This window comes from Pseudomonas rhizozeae (assembly GCF_031583775.1).
In the GTDB taxonomy this organism is placed as follows: domain Bacteria; phylum Pseudomonadota; class Gammaproteobacteria; order Pseudomonadales; family Pseudomonadaceae; genus Aquipseudomonas.
On record NZ_JAVLSB010000053.1, the window covers coordinates 52,391 to 65,180 of the forward strand.

A 12,790-nucleotide genomic window follows, 5' to 3' on the forward strand; every position below is an offset into this window, starting at 1 on the left:
TGGGAGCTGGCTTTGAGCTGCGAAGCATGCACTATCCAGGTGCGTAACGGCAGTCTTGATTACTTGAGGCTGCCCGAGAGGAACTGCTGCAAACGCTCCGACTGAGGGTTGACCAACACCTCACGGGGATTGCCGCTTTCCTCGACGACACCTTTGTGCAAGAACACCAACTGGTTCGACACTTCACGGGCGAAACCCATTTCATGAGTCACCACCACCATGGTCCGGCCTTCCTGGGCCAGGGCCTGCATGACTTTGAGCACATCGCCCACCAGTTCCGGGTCGAGGGCCGAAGTCGGCTCGTCGAACAGCATCACTTCCGGCTCCATCGCCAGCGCTCGGGCAATCGCCACGCGCTGCTGCTCGCCGCCGGACATATGCCCCGGATACGCGTCTTTGCGGTGGGCCACGCCGACCTTGTTCAGGTAGTGCTCGGCTTTTTCCCGGGCTTCGGCCTTCGGAACGCCTAGCACGTGGACCGGTGCTTCCATGATGTTTTCCAGCGCGGTCATGTGCGACCACAGGTTGAAATGCTGGAACACCATCGACAGCCGCGAACGCATACGCTGCAGCTGCTTCGGGTCGGCGGCTTTCATGGCGCCGTCCTTGTTCGCCACCAGTTTCAGCTCTTCGTTGTTGAGCAGAATCCGACCGGCGTGCGGCTGTTCCAGCAGGTTAATGCAACGCAGAAAGGTACTTTTGCCGGAGCCACTGGAGCCGATGATGCTGATCACATCACCGGCCGCCGCTTTCAGGGACACGCCCTTGAGCACTTCATGACTGCCGTAGCGTTTGTGCAGGTCTTGGACTTCAAGTTTGTACATGCGGTCGGTTCTCACAAAAACAGTCAGTCAGTCGTTGAGCAAGCGCCCGTGCCGCAGCGCTTCGCGCCCCGCCACCTTGGCCAGCCAGAAACCGGGTTGGGCATAACGCAGCCGTTCAACGGCAAACAGCACCCCGGACGTGCCAGCACACACCGTGCTGACGCGATCGGACAACGGATCGATCACTTCAAAAATCTCGTCGCCAGTCTCGACCCATTCACCGGGCCGACGCAGGAAACTCACCACACCGGGGTGCGGCGCAAACAGCAATTCGGTGCCTTCGAACGGCAGTCCTTCGCAGGCTTCGTACGCGGGCTGGGGCCAGTCGCCGCTGATCAAACCTTGTTCGGCGAGGAACGCCAGGATGCCTTCGGCGTAAGCTTCGGCGTCCGCGCGGGCGGTGTCCGCCTGGCCGCCGAGTTCAATGGTGGTCGACAGACAGGCCAGCGGGATCTGAGCCTCTGGAAAATGTCGCGACAAGCGCAGCCACGGCAGCGAACAGGCTTCGTCGAACGAACTGCCGCCGGAATCTTCCGCCAGCAGCCCGACCCGCACGTTCAGGTGCGCGGCCAGCGAGCGCCACTGGGGCCAGTGCTGCGGCAAGGCGTACATGTGCAGCGCGGCCTCGGCGTCGCAATGCAGGTCCAGCACCACATCCGCCGTGCAGGCATGACTGAGCAACACTCGCTGCATGCCTTGCAACTGGCTGGCAGCCGGCGGCAATGCCGCGAGCACGTCGCTCATGGCCTGACGGATCAAACGGACGTTGGCGTGGGGATCGTCGCCCAGGCGTCCTTTCAGCAGCGCCGCGACCGGCTCGCTCAATTCGACGAAATCACGGTTGAAATTCTTGCCGCTGCCGGCCTCGAATCGCCCTTGGTGACTGCCCTGCAGCAGTTGGCCCAGACCCAGCGGATTGGCCACCGGCACCAACTCGATAACACCGTTGAGCACGCCCAGGGCTTCAAGTTCGCCGAGGCGTTTTTTCAGTTCCCACGCCGTGCGCATGCCCGGCAGTTCGTCGGCATGCAAACTGGCCTGGATATAAGCCTTGCGCTCACCACTGCCGAAGCGGAACACCGACACTTGGCGTTCGCTGCCCAGGTGATTCCATGGCAAGACGTGATCGATGCGTTCCATATCAGTGCTTCCGTGGGGCGAGGTAGCCCAGCCAGCGGCGCTCGGCGAGTTTGAACAGGCGCACCAGGATGAAGGTCAGGCACAGATAGAACACGCCGGCGGTGATGTAGGCCTCGAACGGCAAGTAATACTGGGCGTTGACCGTACGCGCGGCACCGGTGATGTCGATCAGGGTGACGATCGACGCCAGGCTGGTGGTCTGCAGCATCATGATCACTTCGTTGCTGTATTGCGGCAGCGCGCGGCGCAGGGCCGATGGCAGCAAGATGCGCTTGTACATTTTGTAGCGCGACATGCCCATGGCCTTGGCCGCTTCGATCTCGCCGTTCGGCGTGGCGCGCAGGCTGCCGGCGATGATCTCGGCGGTGTAGGCGCTGGTATTGATCGCAAAGGCCAGGCACGCGCAGAAGGTGGCGCTGGACAGCCATGGCCAGAAAATGCTCTCGCGCACCGCTTCGAATTGGGCCAGGCCGTAGTAGATCAAAAACAGCTGCACCAGCATCGGCGTGCCGCGGATGACGTAGGTGTAGAGCCACGCGGTCATGTTGACGGCCGCGTTTTTCGAGACGCGCATCAGGCCCAGGGGCAGTGCCGCCAGCAAGCCGAAAAACAGCGACAGCGCGAGCAGCTTGAGGGTCGTTAGCAAACCGCTGAAGTACAGCGGCAGGGCCTCATAGATGACGTTGTAGTCGAAGATCATAGATCAGCCGCCCTTACGCCTACCGAGTAGCGCTTCTCGAGGTGACGCAATGCCAGCAACGAGACGCTGGTGATTACCAGGTACATCGCCGCCACTGCGAGGAAGAAGGTGAAAGGCTCGCGGGTGGCATCGGCCGCCTGCTTGGCCTTGAACATCATGTCTTGCAGGCCCACCACGGAAATCAGCGCGGTGGCCTTGGTCAGCACCAGCCAGTTATTGGTGAAGCCCGGAATCGCCAGGCGAATCATCTGCGGCACCAACACCCGGAAAAACACCTGGAAGCTGCTCATGCCATACGCCATGCCGGCTTCGGCCTGGCCTTTGGGGATCGCCATGAACGCACCGCGAAAGGTTTCCGAGAGGTATGCGCCGAAGATAAAGCCCAGGGTGCCGATACCGGCGGCCAAGGGATTGAGGTCGATGTAGTCGTCGTAGCCGAGCATCGGCGCGACGCGGTTAAGCAAGTCCTGGCCGCCGTAGAAAATCAGCAGAATCAGCACCAGGTCGGGAATGCCACGAATCACCGTCGAATACAGGTCGCCCAGCCAGGCCAGCCAGCGCACCGGCGACAAGCGCAACGCAACCCCGATCAGACCCAGCACAATCGCCAGAGCCATGGAGGACAAGGCGAGCTGAAGCGTCAACCAAGCGCCATCGAGGATGACAGCCCCGTAGCCTTTCAACATGATTCAGGTCCTCGAATGGGGGGATGAAAAAATGGCGCAAACCGCAGAGATCCTGTTGCTTGCGCCATTGGCGACGAGTCGCGGGGACGTATTACTTGCCGTAGATATCGAAGGCGAAGTACTTGTCCTGGATTTGCTTGTATTTGCCGTTCTCACGAATGGCCGCGATCGCGCTGTTGATTTTGTCTTTCAAAGCATCGCCCTTGCGCACCGCGATGCCAACGCCGTCGCCAAAGTACTTGACGTCGGTGAAGGCCGGGCCGGCGAACGCGAAGCCTTTGCCGGCGTCGGTTTTCAGGAAGCCATCATCCAGCAGCGTAGCGTCTGCCACGGTGCCGTCGAGGCGACCGGCGGCCACGTCGAGGTAGATTTCGTTCTGCGAACCGTAAGGCTTGACCTCGACACCCAGCGGGGCCAGGACTTCGCGGGCGAAACGCTCGTGGATCGAACCGCGCTGCACGCCGATGTTCTTGCCCTTGAGCTCGGCCAGGCTATCGCTCACCTGAGTGCCGGCCTTCATGACCAGGCGCGCCGGGGTGTTGTAGTACTTGTTGGTGAAGTCCACAGACTTCTTGCGGTCTTCAGTGATCGACATCGACGACAGGATGGCGTCGATCTTGCGCACTTTAAGGGCCGGGATCAGGCCATCGAATTCTTGCTCGACCCACTGGCACTTGACCTTCATTTCTTCGCACAGGGCGTTGCCGATGTCGTAGTCAAAACCGACGATGCTGCCGTCCGGCGCTTTCGACGCGAACGGAGGGTAAGCCGCCTCGATTCCGATTTTCAGTGGCTTCTCGTCGGCGAACGACGGCAGGGACAGCACGGACAGTGCCAGGGCGCCAAGCAGCACAAGTTTCTTCATCTGGGACTCCATCGGTAGAGGGCAAAACGGCAGAGTGAGCGTTAGCCCAATATGCGAATGAGTGGAACCGCAACGCGGTGCTGCGACCGTAAACGCCTGAGCCGGTTTTGGCACAGGCAACGACGAGCGAGTGATCGGCATTCTAACGACAGGCCCGAAGCCGATATTTCTTCAATGCGACAACTAATTACAGAAGCGCTGAGAAAGCCGTTTGGGCACGTTGACAGCCCTGCAATTTCATGCAAAGCCAAAAGACAGTGAACCGATACACGTAGCAAATTGCGCGCCCATTATTGGCAAAGCCTTCTAATCCGGCAAGCCTAGGCTTTTGCCTAATTTTCTGAAGGACGTGGAACGCCCGCTTGTAGGGGATTTCCGTTTCGCAACGCCCCGTTCCCGGGCGGCGGGTTACACATTTGCTGAATGGGTAACAGATGGGTGGCGGTCGATAAATATTTGGCTCACACAAATCCCTGTGGGAGCGGGCTTGCCCGCGAAGAGGCCCCCGACCAGACGACACAAAATCATGAAGAATAAAAAACCCCACCAGGCTCACACCCGGCGGGGTTTTGATGACTTAATAAAAGTGCTTACGCGACATTCATGGTCTTGTGCGTATCAATCAAATGCTGCACCACACCCGGATCGGCCAGGGTGGAGATATCGCCCAGCCCATCGTATTCCGCCGTGGCGATCTTGCGCAGGATGCGGCGCATGATCTTGCCCGAACGCGTCTTCGGCAGGCCGGGCGCCCACTGGATGACATCCGGCGAAGCAATCGGGCCGATCTCCTTGCGCACCCAGTTTTTCAGTTCCAGGCGCAGTTGCTCGCTCGGCTCTTCGCCGCCGATCAGGGTTACGTAGACATAAATGCCTTGGCCCTTGATGTCGTGCGGCACACCCACCACCGCCGCTTCGGCGACTTTCGGGTGGGCAACCATGGCGCTTTCGATCTCGGCGGTACCCATGCGGTGGCCGGAAACGTTAAGCACGTCGTCCACACGGCCGGTAATCCAGTAGTAACCGTCCTCGTCACGACGAGCGCCGTCACCGGTGAAATACATGCCGCGGAAGGTCTTGAAGTAGGTGTCGACAAAGCGGTCATGGTCGCCGTACAGGGTGCGCGCCTGGCCTGGCCACGAATCGAGAATCACCAGGTTGCCCTCGGCAACGCCCTCAACGATGTTGCCCAGGTTATCCACCAGCGCCGGCACCACGCCGAAGAACGGACGCGCCGCCGAACCCGGTTTCAAGCCGTGTGCGCCAGGCAGCGGGCTCATCATGTTGCCGCCGGTTTCGGTCTGCCACCAGGTGTCGACGATCGGGCAACGAGATTGGCCGACGTTCTTGTAGTACCAGTCCCAGGCTTCCGGGTTGATGGGCTCGCCCACCGAACCCAACAGACGCAAGCTGCTGCCATCGGCGCCTTCGACCGCTGCCTTGCCCGCGGCCATCATGGCGCGGATCGCCGTCGGTGCGGTGTAGAGGATGTTGACCTTGTGCTTGTCGATGATCTTTGCCACCCGGGTGATGTCCGGGTAGTTCGGTACGCCTTCGAACAGCAACGTGGTCGCGCCGTTGGCCAGCGGGCCGTAGACGATGTAGCTGTGGCCGGTGACCCAGCCAACGTCGGCGGTGCACCAGTAGATTTCGCCAGGGCGGTAGTCGAACACGCGCTCATGGGTCATGGCCGCGTACAACAGGTAACCGCCGGTGGTGTGCTGCACGCCCTTCGGCTTGCCGGTGGAACCCGAGGTATAAAGGATAAACAGCGCTTCTTCGGCGCCCATTTCTTTCGGCGCGCAAACGGTGCCGGCCACCTTCATCAGGTCTTCGTACCAGATGTCGCGATGCTGGTTCCACTTGATGTCGCCGCCGGTGCGCTTGCACACGATGACTTTCTGGATGCTGCTGGTTTCCGGGTTGGTCAGGGCGTCGTCAACGTTGGCCTTCAGCGAAATCTTCTTGCCAGCGCGCACGCCCTCGTCGGCGGTGATCACCACTTTCGAACGGCAGTCGATGATGCGACCGGCCAGGGCTTCCGGCGAAAAACCGCCAAACACCACCGAGTGAATCGCGCCGATCCGGGTGCAGGCCAGCATGGCGACCACGGCTTCGGGGATCATCGGCATGTAGATGGTCACCACGTCGCCGCGGTGCACGTCCTGGCCACGCAGGGCGTTGGCGAATTTGCAGACTTGTTCGTGCAACTCGCGGTAGGTGATGTTGCGGCTCTCGGCCGGGTCATCCCCTTCCCAAATAATTGCGATTTGATCGCCGCGCTCGGCCAGATGACGGTCGAGGCAGTTGTAGGAAACGTTCAGGGTGCCATCGGCGAACCACTTAATGTCGACATGGTGATCGTCGAACGAGGTTTGCTTCACCGTGGTGAAAGGCTTGATCCAGTCGAGGCGCTGGGCTTGTTCGCGCCAGAAGCCGTCCGGGTTGACGACCGACTGCTGGTACATGGCCTTGTAGGTGGCCTCGTCAGTCAGCGTGTTGGCTGCTACCTCGGGACGAACGGGATACAGAGAAGCCGCACTCATCTTTCTTACCTCGGTGGAATAGTTGTTTTTGTATGACTCCGTTGTAGCCGGGGCTGCTGCATAGAACCATTCGACGATGGTAGTAACAAGCCCCTACAGAATGTGGCGCTACCACCACCGACGCCTCAAGCCCGGCGCTCTGCGCGTTTGTTAAGGGTTTTTCATCTTCGCCCCGAGTTGGGCGGCAATCGGAATTCCCGGGCGATTGTTACAAGAATCACCAACAGTGTTTATCAAAAGCAGGTCTGTTTGGTGCAGGTCTCGGCGCCTAGAATCCGTCTCGCCAACCAGGCAATCGATTAACACGCTACAGCCCCCACGAAGGCCGTTAATCCAAGTCTCAACACTGAAGTTACACACGCAACCCCATAAAGGTTGCGTGACCCCTTTCGACCTCAAAAAGGTAAATCTGAAATGAAAGCTTTATTAGCTCTGGCCCTCAGCAGTCTGTGCGCAACCGCCATGGCTGGCGAGGCGAAGACTGATGCCGCGCAGCAACAACCAGTTGTCGAGCAATACACTTACGCCACCCATCTGGACATTGCCAAAGTTGTTTCCATGAGCGAAGTTCCGAATGTATGTGCTGTAGTGCCGATGAAAATGGAATACGACGACTCCAAAGGTGAGCGCCATATTCTGAGCTACAAAGTGATGGGCAACGGCTGCTCCAACAGCTGATGAATGCCTTGAGTATCGGCCGCAGGGAATCGGTCTTGCGGCGCCGATACTTGAACGCCTGTTTCGCGCTCGATTTGTTCGTTTTTTGATCAAAAATTGAAACCAGCCTGATGATTTTTTGATCATCTCGCCTAGTGCCTCGGAGCGCCCAAACGGCTCGAAAAACACAACATGTAGTGAAAAATCCGAAATATGGCTGTTTTTTGATCAATCACCGACCGATACCATTTTCCCGTCAAACTGCACACATCACTGTGGTCAAAACCGCTGCAAGCCACGTCCCATCTAGCCTACAGCTATTTGCATGAAAAACCTCGCCTCTACCCCTCCTCCAGGCCTTCAAAAATAGTCAAAAAAAATCTCCACCGGGCAAACCCCCGCCGTGCCTTGCTTCGCTGCCGAAACGGCCGTCGTCGACCCTGCCGTGAGCCATTTCGCCGCAACACAGCGTTAAAAAACTCCCTATAATGCCGCCTTAAACCGGCCTGCAATATTCCCTTACAGGGAGTGGACAGCAGCCTGAGGCCCACGCAGTCCACTGCGTCCTTTCGTGGCTTCAGTACACCGGTACAATTTTCTGTTTATTGCCTGCGTTAGCTGCTGCAACAAACGATTCCTTAAGATCCAACGCGGCCAGTAGGCCGTGTGAACAACCATCACACGGGCACATCTGGCCCTCACGCAGGAGACGACACGTCATGCTGAGCTGGGACGAATTCGACAAAGAAGACAGCGGCGAAGCCGTGGTAAAAGGCGCCAACGCCGGCCACGCGACTGAAGCCAACATGGACCGACTCGACACCGCTGGCGGTGTCGCCGCGCAAGAAGCGCGCGCTGTCACTGCGTCCGATTCCGCCGCCATCGCTCGTGCCAAGGCAGCGCTCGACACCCTCGACGTCGCTGAAGGCCTCGCCGAACTCGAAGGCGCCTCCGCCCGCGTCGCCGTCGACGAAAAGCGCATGATCAACTGCCGTGCCGACCTCAACCAACTCGTGCCATTCAAGTACGATTGGGCCTGGCAGAAATACCTGGACGGTTGCGCAAACCACTGGATGCCGCAAGAAGTCAACATGACCGCCGACATCGCCCTCTGGAAAGACCCGGAAGGCCTGACCGACGACGAGCGCCGCATCGTCATGCGCAACCTCGGCTTCTTCTCCACCGCCGACTCCCTGGTGGCCAACAACCTGGTCCTGGCGGTTTACCGCCTGATCACCAACCCGGAATGTCGCCAGTACATCCTGCGCCAGGCGTTCGAAGAGGCGATCCACACCCACGCCTACCAGTACTGCATCGAATCGTTGGCCATGGATGAAGGCGAGATCTTCAACATGTACCACGAGATCCCGTCGGTCGCGAAAAAAGCCACTTGGGGCCTGAAATACACCCGTTCGATCTCCGATCCGAAGTTCGAAACCGGCACCGTCGAAACCGACAAAGAACTGCTGCGCAACCTGATCGCGTACTACTGCGTTTTGGAAGGCATCTTCTTCTATTGCGGCTTCACCCAAATCCTCTCCATGGGCCGCCGCAACAAAATGACCGGCGTCGCCGAGCAGTTCCAGTACATCCTGCGCGACGAATCCATGCACCTGAACTTCGGCATCGACGTGATCAACCAGATCAAAATCGAAAACCCACACCTGTGGGATGCCGAAATGAAGGAAGAAGCTTCGCAGATGATCCTGCAGGGCACACAACTGGAAATCGAATATGCGCGTGACACTATGCCGCGCGGCGTTCTCGGCATGAACGCGGCGATGATGGAGGACTACCTCAAGTTCATCGCTAACCGTCGTCTTTCGCAGATTGGGTTGAAAGAGGAATATCCAGGGACGACCAACCCGTTCCCTTGGATGAGCGAGATTATGGACTTGAAGAAAGAGAAGAATTTCTTTGAGACGAGAGTTATTGAGTATCAGACGGGTGGTGCGCTTAGCTGGGATTGATTTCCGAGTTTGCCGCGACTTGACGATTGCTAGTTGAATCAATCAGTCAGAAAAAAAGAGCCCCGACCAAATCGGGGCTTTTTTGTGGTCGCTTGCCCCCCCCATCGCTGACCAACATCTCATAAGCCGCTTCCGCACTGCGGTGATCCGAGAATTCGCGCCTGGGTAGCTGAGTTGGAGAAAGGTGTGTGCGAAGGCTGAGGCGAAAAGGCACCGTTTTACAGATAGCATTACAAGAATTGCGTTCACAGGCTGGCGGCTGGCAGGCTGAAGTCCGTAAACAGCGATAACTCCGAACATCATTCAAGACACGTCCTACAGCCTCGATCCGTTCCGTTCGTTAACTTCGTGCAGTCCCTTTTTAGGGGCTTTCGATGGATGAACAGAAGGATGTTCAATGGCTGGCAACAAGGACATTCCACGGGTTAAGCACTCTCCTGCCGGGGATGAAGCCAGACAAAATGCTTATGACGCCACGCTCGCCAAGCAGGATGCTTTTGAACGCGATAGCCATGAAACCCAAAACCATCTGAGCCAGCACGGGGGAACAGATCGTTGAAACACACAATAATGGGTGTTCGAGATGGAGAAGATTTCACATCTTATAAAACCACCTTGAAAATTCCAAGTAATGAACTCGCTCGGGTAATGGGTTGGGAGAGTAAAGAAGATTTTGTCTATGATTACCAACTTACAAAAAGCCAAATCAGAGCTATTGAGCAAGTTTGTACGATATCGCTCCCTAATGACTTGACTCTGTTTTTAACTAGCTTTGAAAGCTGACAATGCGTCTGAGCCAACCTGGATGTGCATATGCCGTGCTCCTGACATCTGCCTCCCGTCCGCTAACGCTGGGACTGAGTGTCGGCGATAAAACCAACTGCGGATGACGCCTGTAAAACGATGAAGTACATGATTGAAGCTTTTGATAAAAGAAGCGGCTTTTTAGAATTCGAGGAAGAATTACCGAGTGGGGCAGACGAAGATATAAAAAAAATAATGGGGTGGACAACGGAACAGCAAGGCTGGGAAGGCTATGACCTCTCGCGCGGACAGATTGAAGCGTTGGAAAAACTGATGGAGAAGAAAATTTACGATCCTCTTTTCAAATTCCAACTCAGTTGCAATGTTTAAAACGTGTTTTCCTTCATATCCCAAGGCGGTGCGGCAATTGTTGGCCCATATCGTTTGGTTTGCTGGATGCGCCGCAGTCGCAGGTATTGGGGCTGCGGTGCAGCCCATCGGGAGCAAGCTCCCTCGCCACTAAAGCTGCCTGGCGTAGGCTGGCTGCTTGACGGAAGCATCACAAAATTTTGAGGCTGATATGGGACTGAAAATCAGTTTGGAGTGGTATGACAAACGAACTGAGATGGGCGAAGGGGAAGAGTTATCGAAAGACTTTGGCGATGATGGATCCGTCATTGAAGCATTGGGCCTGCCGATTGAAGGTAATGTGAACAATGGAGGTTTCAACGTCTCTGTGCAGTGGGTGGACACGCTTCAGCCCCATTTTCGACATCCCCTTCAGTTGCTCTCATATGACTACCAGGTCGCGTTTGTTTACAGGGATCGGTGGCCATCGAAGTGAACGCCGAGGATTACTGTGTTTTTGGCGAGGGAGCTTGCTCCCGCTCGGCTGCGCAGCAGTCGTCGCTGCTAGCCATTCGACATTTCTGATACGCCGCAGTCGCTGGTTTTGGGGCCGCTTCGCAGCCCAACGGGGGCAAGCCCCCTCGCCACAAATAGTGTTTACAACCTGGTTGCGGTGTTGGGTCTGGGATTCGCGAGCAAGCTCGCCCACAGGTTCAGTGGGTTGCCGCAGCTTTTGCGGCAATTTGAAAACAGTCAGTGCATCCCGCCCCGCCTCCCGCTATTAATACCCTTCCCTCCCGGCCCGAGCCTGCCATGAAATTCGACCTCGCCTATTGCCTCAGCCTCGACGACAAGTTGTCGATCTATGACGTGCGGGATTTGAATTTCGATGAAACCGTGACGTTCGATTCGGCGCAGGAGCAGTTCCTGTGCCCCAACGATGCTTGTCGCGTGGCGTTCGATGCAGCGAATGGCTTGGGGACGTTCAATGCCAAGAATGTGAATTACGTGCGTACGCCGCACTTCAAGAATCTGCCGAGTACGCGGCATGTCGAGGGTTGTCCTTACGTTAGCCTGAAGGCGTCGGCGGTGGGTGTTGAGGCGGACGGTGCGGAATCGGATAACGGGCCGGAGGAACATTTCCCGTCGGAATTGTTACTGACGCGCCGTGAGTATGTGCGCAAGCCGTCGAACCCGGTGGATTCGGCGGACGTGGCGCGAGATGCACCGTTTACTCACGCACCGGCCACTACCACCGAGACGCCGCAGAGAGAATCAGCGCCGGATAAAACCAGCGTCTTTGCCCATCCGGTGGAGTGTTTTGTCTCGAACTTCGCCGACAAGGAGTTGCTCAAGCGCATGCCGCTGAAGATCGGCGAGCATCAGGCGCCGTATGCGTCTTTCTTCAAGAAGATTGAATACCTGCAGGACAACAGAGAGCTGATTTACTGGGGCAAGATCAGGCAGATCAAGGATTACACCCAGAGCTTTCGCATCGATTTCGAGCAGAAAGTGTGGGTCAAAGCGGCCGGTGAGGCGAAGAAGAAGCCGTATTCGGTGAATGTTTATCTGAGCAAGAAGCTGATCGACACCTACCGCAAGCGCAAGGCGTTTCTACAAGAGATCAAGCACGCCATCGAGAGTGAGCGGGAGCTGTTCTGTTTCTTTTATGGTGTGACGCCGGAGTTGAAGCAGGTGCCGAGCAAGAAAAACCCTGAGCAGACGTTCGGGGTGTTCAGCGCCAATATCGAGAATCTGGATCACTTCATGGTGCGGGAGGCGCCGGGGTTGGCGCAGAGGTAACAGCCGCTCGAGGCGGATCTGAAATTGATCTTCACGCTCCCAGTCGGTCTATCGCTCCGTAAAAAATCAAACCATCAAAAATTTGAGATTGATCCGGGCGCAAAACAACTGTACAAAAACACAGTATATTTTGAATCGCCACTCTCGAGCCCGGAGAACCCCCATGGCCTCAGTCGCAATGAAAGTCACCCTGGAACGCATCGTCCTGTTCCAATTCACCCACCACCACTGCGCCCAGGCCCGCGCCATGCTGGGCTGGAGCGTCGACACCCTGGCCCGGGAATCCGGCGCATCGGTGGACGCCATCGAACGCTTCGAGGCTGGTGGCGAACTGCTCGACGTCACGCGCTTGGCCTTGGCGTTCCGCTTCGAGGCAGAAGGGTTGGTGTTCTTCCCAGGCTTCGCGCCGGGGCGCGGGATGAACGTCAGAGGCTCCACGCCAGACCCGATGGCACGGTCGGATTACGGGATGATTGAGTGACCATCAGGCGTTGAAGAAAGGAGCAC

General features: G+C 57.4%; 13 protein-coding genes. 7 read left to right on the forward strand and 6 right to left on the reverse strand.

The window, feature by feature from the left end; all coding sequences use genetic code 11:
• Positions 1-59: 59 nt before the first annotated feature.
• The 6 genes from RG836_RS18605 to acs all read right to left on the reverse strand — a co-directional run bounded on the left by RG836_RS18605 (position 60) and on the right by acs (position 6,761).
• Positions 60-824 carry an ABC transporter ATP-binding protein gene (locus RG836_RS18605; protein ID WP_192305779.1) on the reverse strand — a complete coding sequence of 255 codons (765 nt, stop codon included), beginning with the start codon at positions 822-824 and terminating at the stop codon, positions 60-62.
• A gap of 27 nt (positions 825-851) precedes the next feature.
• Entirely contained in the window at positions 852-1,964 is a 1,113-nt protein-coding gene (locus RG836_RS18610; RefSeq protein WP_310848253.1) for a succinylglutamate desuccinylase/aspartoacylase family protein, read from the reverse strand.
• Position 1,965: 1 nt separating this feature from the next.
• Positions 1,966-2,664, reverse strand: coding sequence for an ABC transporter permease (locus RG836_RS18615; RefSeq protein WP_310848254.1), 699 nt, complete (start codon positions 2,662-2,664; stop codon positions 1,966-1,968).
• Entirely contained in the window at positions 2,661-3,350 is a 690-nt protein-coding gene (locus tag RG836_RS18620) for an ABC transporter permease (RefSeq protein WP_007951063.1), read from the reverse strand. The genes RG836_RS18615 and RG836_RS18620 overlap by 4 nt, the downstream gene beginning before the upstream one ends.
• A 91-nt stretch (positions 3,351-3,441) precedes the next feature.
• A complete protein-coding gene (locus RG836_RS18625) occupies positions 3,442-4,215 on the reverse strand; it encodes an ABC transporter substrate-binding protein (RefSeq protein ID WP_310848258.1) in 774 nt (257 codons plus the stop codon).
• Between the two features lie 590 nt (positions 4,216-4,805).
• Positions 4,806-6,761 (reverse strand): acetate--CoA ligase, encoded by a 1,956-nt coding sequence (acs, locus tag RG836_RS18630; protein ID WP_310848260.1) that lies wholly within the window; start codon positions 6,759-6,761, stop codon positions 4,806-4,808.
• A gap of 414 nt (positions 6,762-7,175) precedes the next feature.
• Here acs and RG836_RS18635 point away from each other — a divergent pair, with 414 nt between their 5' ends.
• The 7 genes from RG836_RS18635 (at position 7,176) to RG836_RS18665 (ending at position 12,764) form a co-directional block, all read left to right on the forward strand.
• Positions 7,176-7,439, forward strand: a complete 264-nt coding sequence (locus tag RG836_RS18635) for a DUF2790 domain-containing protein (RefSeq protein WP_310848262.1) — start codon at positions 7,176-7,178, stop codon at positions 7,437-7,439.
• 698 nt (positions 7,440-8,137) lie between these two features.
• The gene (locus RG836_RS18640) at positions 8,138-9,388 is read left to right on the forward strand and encodes a ribonucleotide-diphosphate reductase subunit beta (protein WP_201120113.1); all 1,251 of its coding nucleotides are present in this window, start codon (positions 8,138-8,140) and stop codon (positions 9,386-9,388) included.
• A gap of 397 nt (positions 9,389-9,785) precedes the next feature.
• Positions 9,786-9,947 carry a hypothetical protein gene (locus tag RG836_RS18645; RefSeq protein ID WP_310848479.1) on the forward strand — a complete coding sequence of 54 codons (162 nt, stop codon included), beginning with the start codon at positions 9,786-9,788 and terminating at the stop codon, positions 9,945-9,947.
• A 353-nt stretch (positions 9,948-10,300) separates the two neighbouring features.
• Positions 10,301-10,522: a DUF7683 domain-containing protein gene (locus RG836_RS18650; protein ID WP_310848265.1), complete on the forward strand. Its 222-nt coding sequence runs from the start codon at positions 10,301-10,303 to the stop codon at positions 10,520-10,522.
• A 190-nt stretch (positions 10,523-10,712) separates the two neighbouring features.
• Complete coding sequence (locus RG836_RS18655; RefSeq protein WP_310848267.1) at positions 10,713-10,976, forward strand: colicin E3-like toxin immunity protein; 264 nt, start codon at positions 10,713-10,715, stop codon at positions 10,974-10,976.
• Positions 10,977-11,293: 317 nt separating this feature from the next.
• Positions 11,294-12,283, forward strand: a complete 990-nt coding sequence (locus tag RG836_RS18660) for a hypothetical protein (protein WP_310848269.1) — start codon at positions 11,294-11,296, stop codon at positions 12,281-12,283.
• 163 nt (positions 12,284-12,446) lie between these two features.
• The gene (locus RG836_RS18665; protein ID WP_310848271.1) at positions 12,447-12,764 is read left to right on the forward strand and encodes a helix-turn-helix domain-containing protein; all 318 of its coding nucleotides are present in this window, start codon (positions 12,447-12,449) and stop codon (positions 12,762-12,764) included.
• Positions 12,765-12,790: the final 26 nt, after the last annotated feature.